Here is a 17,493-nt window from a genome sequence, read left to right as displayed (position 1 = left end):
CACCAAGGATTAATCGTCATCTACCGGACCGCCGTCATCTGAACCGCCCCCGCCGGCAGCAAGTGCAACAATCCCGCCAATCAGCGCAAGCCCCCCGATGACCAGAAGGATATTCGTTCCACGCTTCCGCCCGTCATCCTTTTTCAGACCGGCGGCATCCAAATTCTGCCGCATCTCCGCCAGTCTTCCCTTTTCAGACATCTCATCTTCGAAAATTCCGCTTTTCACATCAGAAGGACTCTTCTGTGCAATCGGCTCTTTGCTCAGCTGCATCGCCTGTCGACCCGCCTGAATCCGACCAAGCTGATGACGGATATCATCAGGATCCAGCTGGATTTCGGCTTTCACATAATACTCCGTCCCATCCCAGCTCTCTTCGAGAATCTGCGTTTTTGTCACACCTGCCGATATTGCAGTGATATCCTCCGTGGTGAGGCTGTCAATGCCCTGATCCGTCTCCCTCTTTTCAGTATTCAGGGTACTTTCGACATAGGCACCGGTCTCCTTCAGAAGCAGCGCAGTGACCTGATCGAGCGCTGCATTCCGGCTGCTCACCTTGCTGTCCTTGTCGCTTGCGCGATACCGGTACTCTCGTATAAAGGTTTTCTGGGCAGCGTCAGCAACAGTCGCCATCATGAACGAGGCAACAAGGACCATAACCAATGAAGTCTTCGCCGTTTTGTGGAAGTGCTCTGAAAAAATGTAGCGCATGGGGACAGGGGAGGTCTTGAGTTATTGAGTAAATATGGCGCAAGATCGAAAACACATGTTTGCGGCTATTGGATTTTATTTGCACCAGCCATATATTAACAATTGTTACACTAAATTCAAAGAAACCATAGCGTAGCAAGATCACTAAACTTTTCAACAACCCCCATAGAAGAAAACCAATGAAAAATACCGTTCTGGCCATACTCGCGCTGAGCATGGCCCTCTTTACCGCCGGTTGCGGGAGCACTAAGATCCAGGAAACCAACCTAGGGAAAGCGCCGGGATGGTATGACGATATCCACAAGGATAACGACTATATCTTAGCCGCCAACACCCAGCGTTCAATGGACCTGCAGCTGGCCCTTGACAAGGCAACGGCTGCCGGCAGGGCCGAAATCGCCAGAAAGGTTGCCGTACAGGTAAAATCGATCCAGAAGCGATTCATCGACGAGGTAGGAAACGGCATGGACACGAAAACCGGTGATCTCTTCACTCAAGTCGAGAAAAACATTGCATCTGAATCCCTGGCAGGAAGTATTGTAACCAAACAAAGTATCGTCAAGGAAGGAGAGTTCTTCAGGGCTTATGTCCTTGTTAGCTACCCTGTCGGCAAAGCGAATGCGGAATTCCTTGAAAGCATCAAGAACCGTGAGTACAGCCTTACCCGGATGCGTGCCACCAAGGCGTTTAGGGAGCTTGAAAGGGATGTCGACAGGTATGAACAGATGAAAAATGCCCGGAAGGCTGACGATGCCATCAGTAACAGCAAACCGGAAACGAGTGAAGAAAGCACAGCTATAGAACAAAACGGAGTAAAAGAAGGCTGAGCGACAAAAGAGGCGCAGCTATCGACATCCCCGTCAGGAAAAAATTCCGCCCATCGGCACGATTGGCAGCGGAACAGAACGTACCCCTTCGGCTCTGAACACAGCGTTTGCCGCCATACGGCCGGTGAACGCTGCCGCCTCCATGAGAAAGACCGGTGCATCGACCCGTACCCAGTCTCCGGCAAGGAAGAGATTGCGGAACGGGGTTTCCGGTCCTGGGCGTCCGGCGTGTTCACCCGGTGCCCAGCGTGTGAAATTGGACTGCACCATGAACACTTCATGCAGTACCGAGGCATTGAGGGTTTCCGGGAAAAGACTGTGGAGTTCCCTGAGCATGGCCAGGCGGATTTCGTCATCAGAGCGCATGTCTTCAGGCGCAATGGCATAGGCATGCAGTTCGACAACACTTCCCCCCCGATCCCCTGCCCAACTGATGAATGGCTCCTGGAAGGCTGAATAGATCGACACTGAATCGGTGTAGGTGTACCCTGAGACCGTATAGAACGGGTACCCCTCGCCTTCCAGCGGCCGGTCGAGCCAAAGCCGGTATACGGCGTAAGGGTCTGCTTCCCCGAGTGAAGCAACGGACTTTTCGAATGCCGGGCTTGAGAGCTCGGAGTGCCTGACGATTTCTTTCGTTCCACGAACATCTGCAGCAAGAACGCAATACTCGCATTGCAGCACTTCGTCACTGACCGCTTCACCTGAACTGAGCACCAGGGTCGCCCCTTCCAAGGTCACCGAAAGCGGAGGAAGCGGTGTTGGAGGAGGGCCGCCAATAGGCTCACCCGAAGCGTTGAAACGGCCTGCATGGCAGGGGCAGTAGAATCCATCTCCTGAAGAATCCGGTGATACAGGACAGCCCATATGGGTGCACCGGCCGTCGAAGGCTCGGTACCCCGAGCCCTCCCTGCCGACCAGAACCGGCACGCCTTCACGGCTGACGAGCGACACCCACCCCGTCTCGGGAACCGAAGCCCCGTCAACGTGCAGAACCAGTCCTCCGCTTACGGGACCGGTGATATGAACGCCCGCAATGCGTCCGCCCTCATGCTCTAAGCGAAGCACCCGTTTCCCTGAAAGCACCCGCACACCAAGTTCCTTGAGTTTGGACTCAAGCGGGTTGATGATGGCCGTCATGCAGTCACGGTTGGTGATCCGGAATGCAAGCCCTTCGGGGCTGCCCATGAAATAAAAATGAAAATAGCGGATCGCTTCGGCAGCCGAAAGCACCTCCATCCGGTTCATCGTGGCGTCAGCGAATGGGTGCAGCACGGTATCGATGAACGCCGGCAATATCTCCCCGCGTCGACAGTACTCCATAAAATCGATGCCATCCAGTTCACCGAACGTGCGCCGATAGTCGTAGCGGAACATGTCGACCACTGGCGGAAGGCCTCGGTACTGGCGGAGGAATGATGCAATGTCAAGCGAGCGGGACTGTCCCACCACCGAAAGAATGTTCAGCGGGAACACTTTCGGGGTCTGACCGTATATTTCGCGCGGCCTTTCTTTGAACATCACCGGGTACCCGGGAGAAGCGTCGAATACCTCCCCGGTTATACCCGCCCTGTCGAACATCGCATTGAGGTTGTAGTACTGGTCAAAAAAACCATGAAATCCGTGCTCGACAGGAAATCGGCTCCCGAGCGCATCAATCTCCCATCCAGTGAGCTTGCCGCCGAGGGAGGTTGAGGACTCGACGAGTGTCACCCTCATCCCTTTTGAGGCAAGCTCCATGGCGGCCGAGATGCCCGCAAGACCTCCGCCGATCACCACACAAGTCCTTGGCACTGCCGGCCGGTCAGCCCCTTCACCTGACCCCCGACCGTCTTCATACAGCTCTTTCCGGGGTTGGAACGAGCCCACGAGGCCGGCGGATGCAGCGGTTGCAACACCAAGGCCGATGCCCGTGCGTAAAAAAATCTTCCTGATAAAATCCCGTCTGTCCATACAAAAAATGGGTAATGTCCTGAAATATCCTGCAGCCGCTTAGGGCAACATCCTGTAACTTAAGAAGAATCGACGCATTCGCCTATATTTCATTATGCATGAAGCGCCCACGACACTGGCCCGAAAGATCAGACAGGAAGCTCACCGGCTGGGGTTTTCTGCCATAGGCTTTGCCGCTCCTCCTCCAGGATTCCTGGCTGTTGAACGCTATGACGAGATGCTCAGGGATGGTCGTCACGGTGAAATGACCTATCTTGAAACAGGCGCTCCGGCACGCCGGCATCCCGAAAGCCTGCTCCCGGGCCTTAAAACAGTCGTATCACTGGCCGTCAGCTACCGCCACAATCCGCCCGGCGGCAGGGCGAAACTGTCGCGATACGCCATGGTCGCTGACTACCACACCGTGATGCGAAAAAAAGCAGAATCCCTTCTGGACTGCATTGAACGGCTGAACGGCTGTAAACCGAACGCCTTCATCGCCGTGGATGGAGCCCCGGTTCTGGAAAAAGAGTGGGCCGAACGCTCCGGCATGGCGAGAACCGGAAAAAACACACTCGCAATCGTCCCCTCGGCCGGCACCTTCGTATTCCTTGGCGAACTCTTGCTTGACATCGAAATCCGGGAAGAGCGACCCCTGCTGCCGAACCTCTGCGGCAGCTGCACGAAATGCATTGACGCCTGCCCGACCGGAGCGCTCCAGGGGCCGGGGAAAATCGATGCACGCCGCTGCATATCCTACCTGACAATCGAGTTGAAACGGGAGTTCACTGCTGAAGAATCAGCAATGATCGGCCGGAACCTCTTCGGCTGCGACACCTGTCAGGAGAACTGCCCCCATAACCAGCGACCGGCCATCAATCCAGACCCTGCCTTCTCCCCCAGACAAGAACTCACTGGACTCGACCCCGAAAGGATCCTCCAGCTGACCCGTTCAGGATTCAATGCACTCTTTGCCGGCACACCGGTATGGCGGATAGGGCTCAAACGACTGAAACGCAATGCCCGGGCCATCATTGCCAATGAACTACAACGTTCCTGACAACCAGCATGGAAACAACCGACATACTCTGGATGATCTCCGCGCTCCTTCTGTTAGCCGGCTTTGCCGGTCTTCTGGTCCCTGCCCTGCCTGGAGTGCTGCTTGTCTTGGCAGGGCTGATACTGGTGGCCTGGGCCGAAGGGTTCGCTTTTGTAGGATGGGGGACCCTTTTCATCCTTGCGGCCCTCACCCTGGCCGCCTACCTCTTCGATATGCTTGCCGGCCTGCTCGGCGCCAAACGGTTCGGGGCAGGCAAAGCCGGCCTCTTCGGAGCAGCAGCAGGAACGGTGACCGGTGTTGCGTTCGGCTTGCCGGGCATTATCCTTGGCCCCTTTATCGGTGCTGTCATGGGAGAACTCTATGCAGAGAAGGGCCTGCGTGAAGCAGGCATGGCGGGTCTCGGCGTCTGGATCGGCATTGCAGTCGGCACGGCCTTCCGGGTAGCCGTTGCATTCATGATGGTCGGGATCTTTCTTATGGCCCGGTTCGTGTAATTCGCTGGCCCCTCAAAAGCTCATAGGCTTTCGGGGCATGTTCAGCAGAAACCGCCAGGCCGGCAATACAGAAGCCCGCTCAAGCGGGCTTCTGAAGGGTCTTATGACAGATCGTGTGGCCTGAATGGTTTGATCAGTGCTTGAAGTGGCGCATGCCGGTGAAGACCATTGCAAGGTTGTTGGCATCGGCAGCCTCGATTACCTCGTTGTCACGGATGGAGCCACCCGGCTGGATTACCGCAGTGACACCGGCTTCGGCTGCGGCAAGCAGGCCGTCGGCGAAGGGGAAGAAGGCGTCGGATGCAACAACCGATCCATGGAGGTCTAAATTGACCTCGGAGGCTTTCCAGCGTGCAATCTTCGATGAGTCGACACGCGACATCTGGCCCGCTCCAACGCCGTATGTGCGACGGTTCTTAACGTAGAGGATCGTGTTGCTCTTGATGTGCTTGCATATTTTCCATGCGAACATAAGATCGCCGAGTTCCTCCTCGGTAGGCTGGCGCTTCGTCACCACATTGAGTTCCTCCCGGGCAACGATCTTGCTGTCGCGCTCCTGCACGAGCATGCCGAACGGAGTGGACTTGAACTCCCATCCGCCTTTCGGAAGAGCCTGCTTCTGCACGAGGAGCCTGCGGTCCTTTTTCTTCATGAGCAGATCAAGCACACCCTCTTCATAGGAGGGAGCGATGAGGATCTCGGTGAAAATGCCGTTGACTGCCTGTGCCGTCTCCATATCGAGCGGACGGTTGAAGGCGATGATGCCCCCGAAAGGAGCCTGGGTATCGGTTGCAAAGGCGCTGTGCCATGCTTCAACCAGCGTCGGCGCCTGTGCGACACCGCACGGATTGGTGTGTTTGATGATGACAACCGATGGATCCTCGCCGCGGAACTCCTCAACGAGTCCCGATGCCGCAGCAATGTCAAGCATATTGTTGTAGGAAAGCTCCTTGCCGTGGAGCTTCTCGAAATAGTCTCCGAACGAGCGGGTTCCCTCAGCGTCGGTAAGGGTGTAGAATCCCGCGCTCTGGTGGGGGTTCTCGCCGTAGCGCATATCGAGTTCGCGCTCAAGCTTCACCATCATGGTTTCGGCTGCAGCGGGAGCTGAGCCTTCTGCCCCGGTGAGGTACCGGGCGATTGCACTGTCGTAGCGGGAGGTCAGCTGGAACACCTGGCGGGCCAGACGAAGCCTGGTGGCACGAGTGGTCCTGCCGCCGGAGGAACGCATCTCTGCAAGGACAGAAGGGTAATCGGCACTGTCGGTAAGAACCGTGACCGACTCGTTGTTCTTGGCTGCGCTGCGCAGCATAGAAGGCCCTCCGATGTCGATATTCTCGATGGCATCCTCGAAGGAAACACCGGGCTTAGCGACCGTCGCTTCAAAAGGATAGAGGTTGACGACAACCATGTCGATGAACCCGATACCGTTCTCCACTGCCTCGGCAACATGAGCCGCATTGTCCCTGACTGCAAGAAGGCCACCGTGGATCTTCGGATGGAGGGTCTTCACCCGTCCGTCCATGATTTCGGGAAAGCCGGTGATCTCAGAGATCGAGGCCGCTTTGACACCGGAATCCTGCAGGGCTTTAAGGGTACCCCCGGTTGAAAAAATCTCAACGCCGAGGGAGGAAAGCTCGCGGCAGAAGTCGACGATGCCGGTTTTGTCGGAAACCGACACCAGCGCCCTTTTGATAAGCGGATCAGACATTTGAGGAATGGTTATCTTATGGTATACTTGCAGTGAGGAACAGCTTTATGAAGCGGAAATGTAAGAAAATATTCAGGAAATGAGTAACCCGAAAAGACGCCTTGCGGTCTTCTGCTCCGGAACGGGAAGCAATTTCATGGCAGTCCACAAAGCCATTGCGGAGCGCAGCCTCCCAGCCGAAATCGTCCTCTGCATCTCCAACCGCAGACAGTGCGGGGCTATGGAGTTCGCCCGCCGGGAGGGCATCGACACCCTCCACATTTCGGAGAAACAGTTCAACGGGCAGGAAGAGTTCGCCCGGGCAATGATCCAGGCGCTTGAAGCGCACGGCATAGAGACCATTCTCCTTGCCGGCTACATGCGCAAGATTCCCGCAGAAGTCACCCTGGCATACCGGAACAACATCCTCAACATCCATCCCGCACTCCTGCCGAAATTCGGCGGCGAGGGCATGTACGGCATCCATGTCCATACGGCGGTCCTTGCAGCGGGTGAACAACAGAGCGGTGCGACCGTGCACTTCGTCGACGAGGAATATGACCGGGGCGAAATCCTCCTGCAGGGAACAGTACCTGTGATGGAAGGCGACACACCCGAAACCCTGGCGGCACGGGTACTCGAATGCGAGCACCGCATCTACCCCGAAGCCCTCTATAAACTCCTTCTGCGCTTCAGGCAATGACGGATATCATGACGGGCACCATGACGGGCACCATGACGGGCGCCATGACGGGCGCCATGCTCCAGATCAGCGAAATATTCCACTCCATTCAGGGAGAGTCATCCTTTGCCGGATGGCCATGCACTTTCATCCGGCTCGCAGGATGCAGCCACGGTTGCCGTTACTGCGACACAACCTATGCAAGAACAGCAGAGCGCCAGCTCTCCATAGGCGACACCATAGATGAAGCCCGCCGCTTCCGGCCACACCTGATCGAAGTCACCGGCGGCGAACCACTCGAGCAGCCTCTGGTCCATAAACTGCTTTGCGCCCTCTGTGACGGAGGAGGCATCATCATGCTTGAGACCGGCGGATTCCTTTCCGTCCGCGACGTCGACCCGCGTGTGCACAAGGTCATTGACCTCAAGCCTCCATCCTCAGGCAAAGATGGAGAGAACTGCATGGAAAACATCGACCTTGCCCTCAGTCAGGGAGAAAAGGAGCGGAACCACTACGAGTTCAAGATCGTCGCCGCCGACCGGGATGACTACCTCTGGGCCCGCAAGCTCATCAAGGAGACCAGGCTCGCCGAAGCATGCACCGTCATGATGGGTCCGATAGCCGGAACGGTCCACCCATACGAGCTGGCCGGATGGATCCTTGAGGACCGGCTGCACGTACGCATGCAGCTGCAGCTCCACAAGTACATATGGCCAGACATAGAGCGCGGGGTATGAGGCCAGAGCGCCATTTGGGGCGTTTGTGTCCATCCGGCTGAGTTCGTACCTTTCCTCAATCGCTTACTCAACAAACATCGTCCCCGTGCTCATACTCTCCGTCATCGTTCCGCTCTATAATGAACGGGAATCAATCCCCGAACTGCTTAAGGAACTGTCTCTGGCCCTGTCTGACACAAAGCTTCATGCGCTCTGTGCGGAACCCTTCAGCCATGAAATCATTCTGGTGGACGATGGTTCAACCGATGGATCCGGCGAGGCGGCAAAAGCGCTGGCAGCAACTGCACCGGAAGTAAAACTCATCTCATTCAGAAAAAACTCGGGGAAAACAGCGGCCCTTTCAGCCGGTTTCAGGGCGGCCGAAGGGCGCTTTATCTGCACCCTCGACGCCGACCTGCAGGATGATCCCCGGGCCATACGTCCCCTGTTCGAAAAGCTTCTGGAGGGCTACGACCTCGTCAGCGGCTGGAAACGCCACAGGCACGACCCTGTCACCAAAACGGTCCCCTCACGCATCTTCAACGCCGTCACAGGATTCTTCACCGGTGTCCGGCTGCACGACATCAACTGCGGCCTGAAAGTCTATCGCCGCGAAGTTCCCGAAAGCATAGAGCTGCACGGCGACATGCACCGATACATCCCGGTGTTTGCGGCATGGAAAGGGTACCGGATCACCGAGTTGCCCGTTGAGCACCGCAGGCGCCGCTACGGCCGAACCAAATACGGATCGGCACGCTTCCTCAAAGGGCTGTTCGACTTCTTTGCTGTCCTCTTCATCACCCGCTACTTCCGCCGTCCCATGCACTTCTTCGGCATGGCAGGCCTCATCAGTTTCCTTCTGGGGTTCAGTATCAGCGCATACGTCACACTCGACAAAGTCATCAACAACCATTACATCAGCAACCGGCCGATCCTCTTTCTCGGCATCCTCCTCCTGATCCTCGGTGTCCAGCTGTTCTCGACGGGACTGCTTGGAGAGATGCTGTCGACAACCACCGGCGCGAAAGAAAGTTTTCTCATCCGCGAAACCATGAACCTCACCGCGGAACAGCAAAAAAAGATTACGGAATGAAACGCTTAGGAGCTCATGTCAGCATTGCTGGCGGCATTGAAAACGCCCCCTTGAATGCCCGGGCCATCGGGGCCACGGCGTTCGCACTTTTCACAAAAAACCAGCGGCAGTGGAAATCCCCCCCGCTCCAGCCGGCTTCAATTGAGGCCTTCAGGCGGAACTGTGCTGAGGGCGGGTTCGAGATGCGCCACATCCTCCCCCACGACAGCTACCTCATAAACCTCGGCAATCCCGACCCCCTGAAACTCGAACACTCCCGGGCGGCGTTCATTGATGAAATGCAGCGGGCAGCAGCCCTCGGGCTTGAGCTTTTGAACTTTCACCCGGGCAGCCATCTCAACCTCTCCACTCCGGATGAGTGCCTCCGCCGCATCGCCGATTCAATCAACATAGCTCTTGATCACTCGACCGGCGTGACTGCCGTCATCGAAAACACCGCAGGGCAGGGAACGAACCTCGGCAACCGGTTCGAGCACCTCGCAGCACTGATTGAAATGACCAACGACAAGTCACGCATCGGCATCTGCCTCGACACCTGCCACCTCTTTGCCGCCGGCTACGACCTCGCAACAGCAGACGCGGCAGCAGAGACCTTCAGGGAGTTCGACAGGGTTGTAGGGATGCAGTATCTGAGGGGCATGCACCTCAACGACGCACTGCACCCTGTCGGCAGCCGGCTCGACCGGCACGCATGTGTGGGAAAAGGCAAAATAGGGCTTGACGCATTCCGCCTCATCATGCAGAGTCCGGCATTCGAAGAAATTCCCCTCATCCTCGAAACCCCCGACTCGGACGGATGGGCGGAGGAGATCAGGATGCTCTACGGCCTGCAGTAACCATCGAGAATGCTAGCGGAGCACACGGGAGGCGGAGCGAAGGTACTTGGCGACCGAGAGCGCACTGCCGAAGAGACCGAGTATGATGCCGAGCACGGCCACGGAAGGGTATGCCAGAAGAGCAGAGTGCTGCAGCACAAGATAGAGACCGGGCTCATAACGCTGGAGCACCTGTTCGAAAATGAGTGCGAGAGCCCCCGAGGCAAGCAGGCCGGCCAGAAGGCCTTCGAGGGCCCCTTCAAGGAGGTACGGAGCAGCGATGAACGAGGTGGATGCACCGACAAGGCGCATGGTCCGTATTTTTTCCTTCCTTGAATACATGGCCAGTCGGATGGTGTAGCCGACCATCACCACCGTCGCCATCGAGATCAAGAGACCGATGGTGCCGGTGATGATGGTGAAGAGGCGTGCATTGTTCTCAATATCCAGAAGAAATGCCTTGTTGTAGCGGATGTCGGCTCCGGGAGCAATGCTTCGCACCGCAGCCATGATGGGCTGAAGGCTGTCGGGAGTAGCATAGGATGGAATGATGCGGAGCCGGATGGAACGGGGCAGGGGGTTCGAGCCGAGTATGGCGACGACGTCCTCTCCGAAATCCGCTGTAAAGATTTTGCGTGCCTCATCCTTGTCGATGAACCGGCTCTCGCTGACACCCGCAAGATCCTTCATCTTAAGGGCTGCAGCGCGGGCGTCCCCACCCTGCAGGGCATCACTGAAAAACACTTCCAGCTCCACACGGCCGCGAAGTTCCTGGATGATGTCATAAAAGCCAAGGGAGACCGTACCGAAAAGCCCCAGAAGAACAAGGGCGAAAAAGCTGATGGCGACGGTGACCGAAGCAGGCACACGAGCTCTCGAAATGCCTGAAAACCCTTCCCTGACAATGAAGCGAAGTGACATGGGTGAAGAAAATGGGATGCTTGGAGTTGAATACGACTTTCTGCAGCTTTCTGCAGCCGTCAGGACCCCTTATCCGGGGTCACAGTAAAAGAATCAGCAAAACTAGTTGCAAAAACAAGTTTTTTTTCTTTTAATTAAATCTTCCAATCGGGGCTATAGCTCAGTTGGTAGAGCATTTGCATGGCATGCAAAGGGTCAGGAGTTCGAGTCTCCTTAGCTCCACCCCGATAAAGAAAAGCGCAGGCATCCGCCCGCGCTTTTTTTTTGTCCCATCCGTCCCATCCGATCCTCGGCTCCGGTGAACCTCAAAGAGGATCCCTCAGGCCTTCTTTCCGATGCCAGAAACAAGGAATACCATACCCACCAGCAACGAAGCCGAAAGCCCCGCGCCGATATTATAGAACGATGCCAGCAGCACCACGGAGAGACTGAGGGCCGCACCTGCCGGAAACAGTTCCGAGGATGCAGTCCATGTAAGGGCTGTCAGGGCGGTAAAGAAAAAACCCGTAGCGATGCTGCCGGCTAGCGAAATGAACACCTTCTCACCATAGCCGCCCTTTACGGCATCCCACCGCCTCTGCTGGCTCCGGGCTCCGGGGTCCATGACCATTCGGGCGGTCATGGCAATGAGGGCGAATGATACCAGCAGTAACACATGCATGCCGTAAACGTTGAGGACGACCTCTCCGGAAGGATCGAACAGGCCTCCCGCGAGCTGCCGTGAAGCCAGCCGGAGCAAGGCAACGGAGGTAGCGTAGAAAACGGTTCCCCAGAGGAGCGTGATGGCGAGCCACAGGGCGGGACCGGGAACGGTCGGCGATGCAGGGGTGTTTTTCATGGTGTTGAGGGGTGAAAGGGTTTCCGGTTTTGGTGCAATTCGGCACTATAACAGCAGAGGCCTGTCAGTAATTCCCATCCACCTGAAAAACATCTTCTTGAGGGCTCGATGCCATCATAGTGATTATTTTCAATTTTGAATTTGAAGTTTCACTTGGCAATCGCCATTTTATGGAGCTCGGAAGTTTACACAAACTTAACATCCCCCAGGCCTATGTGTGGAGTTTTCGGCATCTTCAATTCAAAAACTCCTGCGGAAGACACCTTCTATGGTCTGTACTCCCTACAGCACCGGGGGCAGGAAGCTGCGGGGATTGTTGTTGCTGACTACAGCAAGGCCCGGAAAAAGACCATTTTCAAGCAGCACAAGGGAATGGGCCTCGTCTCGGAAGTATTCCGCGACGAAACAGTGTTCGACAGCCTCAGCGGCTATGCGGCAATCGGCCACAACCGATACTCTACGTCCGGTTCGGCAAAGTCGACCAACAACATCCAGCCGTTCTCCCTCACCTACCGTTCCGGAAGCCTGGCCATAGCCCATAACGGCAACCTGACCAACTCCAGAAAACTCCGCAACGAACTGACGGAACTCGGCGTCATCTTCCAGGCCTCCTCCGATACCGAAATCATCCCGCATCTTGCCGCACGGAGCCGTGAAAAGGAGCCGATACAGCAGATCTACGAAGCACTGAAGCAGGTGCAGGGCGCCTATTCGATGGTGCTGCTCGCAAACAACCAGATGATTGCCGCACGCGATCCATTCGGGTTCCGGCCGCTGGCGCTCGGCAAGAAGACCGATCCCCTCACCGGCGAACTGGCATACGTCGTCGCCAGCGAAACCTGTGCATTCGACATCATCCAGGCAGAATACATCCGCGATATCGAACCGGGCGAAATCCTGCTCATAGACCACCTTGCGGTGGCCAACGAAAAACCGACATCACTCTTCCTCCCGCCCTCGGAACGCAAGGCCCGCTGCATCTTTGAATACGTCTACTTTGCCCGTCCCGACAGCTTTATCTTCGGCAACTCGGTAGACAAGGTGCGCCGCAACCTCGGAAAAAACCTTGCCCGGGAGTCGTCGATTGAACAGACACCAGGGGAGAAGGAACTGACCGTTGTCAGCGTCCCCGACTCTTCGAACACCGCAGCCCTCGGTTTCGTGCGCGAAAGTAACCGGGCGGGCCGCCCCGCACGCTTTGAGCATGGGCTGATCCGTAACCACTATGTAGGAAGAACCTTCATCCAACCGGGCATTCAGAGCCGTGACATCAAAGTCCGCTCCAAATACAATATCGTCCGGGGTGTCCTGCAGAACCGCCCTATCATCCTCATCGACGACTCTATCGTACGGGGAACAACGGCAAGGATGCTGATCAAGCTGATCCGCGAAGCTGACCCCAAGGCCATACATCTGCACATCAGCTCTCCGCCGATCACCAACCCCTGCTTCTACGGCATGGACTTCCCCACCAAGCGCCAGCTGCTCACCCACATGTTCGATTCGATTGAAAATGAGGTCGATGAGATTGAAAAGATCAGGGAGTATATCGGTGTCGATACCCTCACCTACCTCTCCATGCCCGGGCTCATAAACAGCGTCCCCTCATTCGAAGGCGAGAGCTGCAGCTACTGCACCGCATGCTTCAGCGGAGACTACCCCATTCAGGTCAACGAGGCGACTACAGACAAGGAGGAAAACGACTAAAGGGACTGCAGAGAGCCACCCCCGTTATACCTTACCCGCCTGCATCGAAAAAGCCCGTCCCGCATGCCACCATGCAGGACGGGCTCTCTTGTTTCCGGCACGTCCCCTGATTTTCTGATACCGAGGAATGCGAACCTACTTTTTCCCCTGCTTGCACTCGATGCGGACCGAGGTATGCGGAACGGCCTCGAGGCGCTTCTTCGGAATGGGCTTGCCGGACTTGATGCAGATACCGTAGGTTCGGTTGCGGATCCGGTCAAGCGCCTGATCGATGTAGCCGATGTATTTCTCGTCGCGGGCGATAAACATGAAGCGCTGCTCACGGTCCATGGTTTCGGTCCCGTGGTCGGCCATGTGCATGGAGTAGTTCGAGTTGATCGAATCCTCCACATTCTCGTCTGAAAGTGATGAGCGGAGGATGTCGAGATCGCGCAAGACCTCCTCACGTCGTTTCAGGAGAAGCTGGCGGAAATGTTCAAGTTCCTCGTCCGTGAGATAGGTCTTGGTGAGCACCGGTTCCTCAATGATCTCCTGGTCCTTTTTTGATGCACTGCTGCTTTTCTTGGTCATGACACTTCAGATTTTCTGATTCTAACGGTATACCGTAAAAAAGGAGAGTTAAAATACCATTTCACTCAGGATTTATCAAGCGCGATACGGCATAATTCGCCGTTCACCGTTTCGGTGCCGGCTGTCGGATTGGCTTCGGAATCGAGCGGAGCGAGCTCTAGAGCCGTTGCGAGTGTTTCATCCCTAATATACGCATCATTTCGTTGCACCGCCTCGAGAAGTTTTTCTGTTCCCTCAATCCGCAACCGGATCCGGTCAGTAATGTCCAGTCCGCTGTCCCGCCGCATGGCCTGGATCCGGCTGACCAGTTCCCGCGACAGACCCATCATTTGAAGCATTTCACTCATTTCAGTATCAAGGGCGACCATGATGCCGTGTGACTCATCCGATGCGACAAGCCACCCTTCGATGTCCTCATGCATGATCTCCACATCCCCGCGGAGGATGTCGAACGACCTTTCAGCCCACTCGAGGGTAAGGCTCCCCTCTTTTTCGAGTTGCGCGATCTGCTTGTAGCTCATCGAGCGGACCGCTTCAGCAAGCTGCTTCATGTCCTTTCCGAACTTCGGTCCGAGTGTCTTGAAATTAGGCTTCACCTTCTTGCTGATGACGGAGCCGTCCTCGTCTACATACTCGATGTTGAGTACATTGACCTCTTCGGTGATGATGTCGGCCACAAGACGGTACTCTTCTCGCTCCGTACTGTCTGCAACAGCCAGAAGGATCCGTGAGAGCGGCTGTCGAACCTTGATTGACGCCCGCTCACGCATCGTCCTGACGAGCGAGGTGATGATCTGCGCTTTCTTCATACGGCGCTCGAGCGGCAGATCCACCGCTGCGGTGTCGATGGTCGGGAAATCAGCGAGATGCACCGATTCCCTTCCCGCAGTGCCCTGCAGGGCATGCAGGTTCAGATAGATCCGTTCAGCAAGGAACGGGGTGAACGGAGCGAGCAGCCTGGCAAGAGTTTCAAGGCACTGGTGGAGCGACTGGTATGCGGCAAGCTTGTCGGTCCCCATATCGCTTTTCCAGAACCGCTTGCGCGAGCGGCGGATGTACCAGTTCGAAAGATCGTCAACAATGAAATCGTCGACGAGACGCGCTGCTCCGGTCAGGTCATACTGCTCCATGCGGCTGTGCACTCCGCCGACAAGGCTGGAGAGGCTTGAGAGCACCCAGCGATCGAGCTCGGAGCGCTGAAGAAGCGGTACTGCGGGCTCGCTGCCCGTGAAACCGTCGACATTGGCATAGAGAACAAAAAAGTTGTAGCTGTTGATGTAGGCACGGAAGAACTTCCGCTGCTCTTCTTCGATCTCTTCGGTGTTGAACGACTTCGGCCGCCAGGGAGGACTTGCCACGAGGAGGTACCAGCGGATGGCATCTGCACCGTATTTCTGCATGGTCTCGAACGGATCGACCACGTTGCCTTTCGACTTCGACATTTTCTGCCCGTTCTTGTCGAGGATGTGGCCGTTGACGATGAGGTTCCGGTAGGCGGGGCGGTCAAAGAGAAGGGTCGAAACGGCGTGAAGGGTGTAGAACCACCCCCTCGTCTGGTCAACACCTTCAGCGATGAAGTCCGCGGGGAAGGTCTGCTCAAAAAGCTCCTTGTTCTCGAACGGATAGTGCAGCTGGGCGAACGGCATGGACCCGCTGTCGAACCAGACGTCAATCAGTTCGGGAGTACGGGTGAATCGGACCCCGTCGCGGATAAAATAGATCCGGTCGACAAAGGGCTTATGGAGATCAAGCTCCGCAAGTCCCTGATCGAGGGCATCGCCAAGCAGCATGCGGCGTCCGTCAACGTCGATAAAGCCGTCACGAAGCTCGGCAATCGAGCCGACTGCAAACATTTTGCCGGAAGCGGCATCGTCGCCGATTGCAAAATCCTCCGCCACCCAAACCGGCAGCGGTGAACCCCAGAACCGCTCGCGTGAGAGCGCCCAGTCCTTGTTTTCCTCGAGCCAGTTGCCAAACCGCCCGGAACCGATTTCGGGTGGACACCAGTTGATGGTTTTGTTGAGCTCAACCATCCGGTCCGCGATGCTGGTCGTGCGGATGTACCAGGACTCGCGCGCATAGTAGATGACCGGCACGTCATAACGCCATGAGAACGGGTAGGTATGGGTGATGGTCTCTTTTCTGTAGAGTTTCCCCTCCTCTTTCAGCCGCGTGATGATCGGCGGATCGGTGTCCTTGAAGAACATTCCCTCATACTCGGGAACCTCGGCCGTAAAGCAGCCGTTGCGCCCGACCGGCTGCAGCATCGGCAGGTCGTACTGTTTGGAAACCTCGTAGTCGTCGGCTCCGAATGCAGGTGCGATGTGCACGATGCCGGTGCCGTCCCCCGTTGAGACAAACGAACCGAGGGTGACATACCAGCACTTTCTGGCTGGTGAAAAGTATTTGAACAGCGGCTCGTATTCCAGACCTTCGAGCGCACTGCCCTCGATCCGCTCAACAACGTTCCACAGCGACTGACCCTCTTCATTCTTCTCAAGAAGCACCTGCAGGCGGGATTCGGCAAGGATCAGCACTTCACCGCTTTCGGCATGCTTCACCCTCACATACAGGATATCAGCACCGACCGACAGGGCTACGTTGGAAATGAGTGTCCATGGCGTGGTGGTCCATACAAGGAACGATGCATCCTCTCCTTTCAGGCGGAACTTCACGTAGACGCTCGGGTCCTTGACCTCCTTATAGCCAAGAGCCAGTTCATGCGAACTGAGCACGGTCTCGGACTTGGGATCCTGGGGAACGATCTTGTAGTCTTTATAGATCAATCCCTTGTCGAAAATGGTTTTCAGCGCCCACCAGACCGATTCGATGTAGTTGTTTTCACAGGTGATGTAGGGATGGTCCATGTCGACCCAGTATCCCATCCGCTCAGTGAGTTTTCCCCACCCTTCGCGGTTGTCGTCGATATGATGGTAGACGAGTGCACGGGCCTCCATGTTGAACTCCCCTTCTCCGTACTCCTCGACCTGCGCCTTGTTCTTCAGGCCGAGCTTCTTTTCTACGGAAATCTCGACCGGCAGGCCGTGGGTATCCCATCCCGCCTTGCGCGGAACCCGGTACCCCTGCATCGTCCTGTAGCGGCAGACGGCGTCCTTGATGGTACGGCTGAACACATGGTGCACGCCGGGCTTGCCGTTGACGGTCGGAGGGCCTTCATAAAACGAAAAAACCCGGTCGGAAGGCCGTTCCTCCAGGCTTTTATGGAATATATCGTGTTCGTTCCAGTAGGTGAGTACGGCAGCCTCCATCTCGCTGTAAGGCGTACTGGAGGGATACTCGGCAAATTTATCGGCCATGGTGTTACGTCAGATCATTCAAAAAAAACCAATATACAAGAATCAGCCATAAAAACAGTACAGGCAAGCCTTCCCCGTCGTGAAAAGCTTGCCTGGAAACCTGCATTCCGATTTCTTCCGGTA

Annotated in this window: 15 protein-coding genes and 1 tRNA gene; 9 read left to right on the top strand and 7 right to left on the bottom strand. The window is 56.2% G+C overall.

Annotated features, from left to right (window positions below; genetic code table 11):
• Positions 1-9 precede the first annotated feature (9 nt).
• A complete protein-coding gene (locus A3K90_RS04230) occupies positions 10-711 on the bottom strand; it encodes a hypothetical protein (RefSeq protein ID WP_303681318.1) in 702 nt (233 codons plus the stop codon).
• 179 nt (positions 712-890) lie between these two features.
• Between A3K90_RS04230 and A3K90_RS04225 the strand changes: the two genes are divergently transcribed.
• The gene (locus A3K90_RS04225; RefSeq protein WP_303681317.1) at positions 891-1,538 is read left to right on the top strand and encodes a hypothetical protein; all 648 of its coding nucleotides are present in this window, start codon (positions 891-893) and stop codon (positions 1,536-1,538) included.
• A gap of 33 nt (positions 1,539-1,571) precedes the next feature.
• On the opposite strand, the gene A3K90_RS04220 is transcribed toward A3K90_RS04225, so the two are convergent.
• Entirely contained in the window at positions 1,572-3,491 is a 1,920-nt protein-coding gene (locus A3K90_RS04220) for an FAD-dependent oxidoreductase (protein WP_303681316.1), read from the bottom strand.
• Between the two features lie 94 nt (positions 3,492-3,585).
• On the opposite strand from A3K90_RS04220, the gene queG reads away from it, so the two are divergent.
• The gene (gene queG / locus A3K90_RS04215; protein ID WP_303681315.1) at positions 3,586-4,530 is read left to right on the top strand and encodes a tRNA epoxyqueuosine(34) reductase QueG; all 945 of its coding nucleotides are present in this window, start codon (positions 3,586-3,588) and stop codon (positions 4,528-4,530) included.
• 8 nt (positions 4,531-4,538) lie between these two features.
• Positions 4,539-5,024, top strand: coding sequence for a DUF456 domain-containing protein (locus A3K90_RS04210; protein WP_303681314.1), 486 nt, complete (start codon positions 4,539-4,541; stop codon positions 5,022-5,024).
• A gap of 133 nt (positions 5,025-5,157) precedes the next feature.
• On the opposite strand, the gene purH is transcribed toward A3K90_RS04210, so the two are convergent.
• A complete protein-coding gene (gene purH / locus A3K90_RS04205) occupies positions 5,158-6,732 on the bottom strand; it encodes a bifunctional phosphoribosylaminoimidazolecarboxamide formyltransferase/IMP cyclohydrolase (protein ID WP_303681313.1) in 1,575 nt (524 codons plus the stop codon).
• A gap of 79 nt (positions 6,733-6,811) precedes the next feature.
• Here purH and purN point away from each other — a divergent pair, with 79 nt between their 5' ends.
• The 4 genes from purN to nfo all read left to right on the top strand — a co-directional run bounded on the left by purN (position 6,812) and on the right by nfo (position 10,038).
• Positions 6,812-7,414 (top strand): phosphoribosylglycinamide formyltransferase, encoded by a 603-nt coding sequence (purN, locus tag A3K90_RS04200; RefSeq protein WP_303681312.1) that lies wholly within the window; start codon positions 6,812-6,814, stop codon positions 7,412-7,414.
• Between the two features lie 44 nt (positions 7,415-7,458).
• Positions 7,459-8,130 (top strand): 7-carboxy-7-deazaguanine synthase QueE, encoded by a 672-nt coding sequence (locus A3K90_RS04195; RefSeq protein ID WP_303681324.1) that lies wholly within the window; start codon positions 7,459-7,461, stop codon positions 8,128-8,130.
• Positions 8,131-8,215: 85 nt separating this feature from the next.
• Positions 8,216-9,202 (top strand): glycosyltransferase family 2 protein, encoded by a 987-nt coding sequence (locus A3K90_RS04190; protein ID WP_303681311.1) that lies wholly within the window; start codon positions 8,216-8,218, stop codon positions 9,200-9,202.
• On the top strand, positions 9,199-10,038 hold the full coding sequence (gene nfo, locus A3K90_RS04185; RefSeq protein WP_303681310.1) for a deoxyribonuclease IV: 840 nt from the start codon (positions 9,199-9,201) through the stop codon (positions 10,036-10,038). The genes A3K90_RS04190 and nfo overlap by 4 nt, the downstream gene beginning before the upstream one ends.
• 12 nt (positions 10,039-10,050) lie before the next feature.
• Here the strand turns inward: nfo and A3K90_RS04180 are convergent, their stop codons facing one another.
• Positions 10,051-10,938, bottom strand: a complete 888-nt coding sequence (locus A3K90_RS04180) for an ABC transporter permease (protein WP_303681309.1) — start codon at positions 10,936-10,938, stop codon at positions 10,051-10,053.
• A 149-nt stretch (positions 10,939-11,087) separates the two neighbouring features.
• Between A3K90_RS04180 and A3K90_RS04175 the strand changes: the two genes are divergently transcribed.
• Positions 11,088-11,160, top strand: a tRNA-Ala gene (locus tag A3K90_RS04175).
• Between the two features lie 97 nt (positions 11,161-11,257).
• Here A3K90_RS04175 and A3K90_RS04170 read toward each other — a convergent pair.
• Entirely contained in the window at positions 11,258-11,776 is a 519-nt protein-coding gene (locus A3K90_RS04170) for a hypothetical protein (RefSeq protein ID WP_303681308.1), read from the bottom strand.
• Between the two features lie 213 nt (positions 11,777-11,989).
• Here A3K90_RS04170 and purF point away from each other — a divergent pair, with 213 nt between their 5' ends.
• A complete protein-coding gene (purF, locus tag A3K90_RS04165) occupies positions 11,990-13,483 on the top strand; it encodes an amidophosphoribosyltransferase (protein WP_303681307.1) in 1,494 nt (497 codons plus the stop codon).
• Between the two features lie 135 nt (positions 13,484-13,618).
• Here the strand turns inward: purF and A3K90_RS04160 are convergent, their stop codons facing one another.
• A complete protein-coding gene (locus tag A3K90_RS04160) occupies positions 13,619-14,053 on the bottom strand; it encodes a TraR/DksA C4-type zinc finger protein (RefSeq protein ID WP_303681306.1) in 435 nt (144 codons plus the stop codon).
• Between the two features lie 65 nt (positions 14,054-14,118).
• On the bottom strand, positions 14,119-17,370 hold the full coding sequence (gene ileS, locus A3K90_RS04155) for an isoleucine--tRNA ligase (protein ID WP_303681305.1): 3,252 nt from the start codon (positions 17,368-17,370) through the stop codon (positions 14,119-14,121).
• Between the last annotated feature and the right edge of the window lie 123 nt (positions 17,371-17,493).

Source organism: Pelodictyon luteolum (genome assembly GCF_001622165.1).
Classification (GTDB): Bacteria; Bacteroidota; Chlorobiia; order Chlorobiales; family Chlorobiaceae; genus Chlorobium; species Chlorobium luteolum_B.
This window is presented reverse-complemented; position numbering and strand designations above follow the sequence as displayed.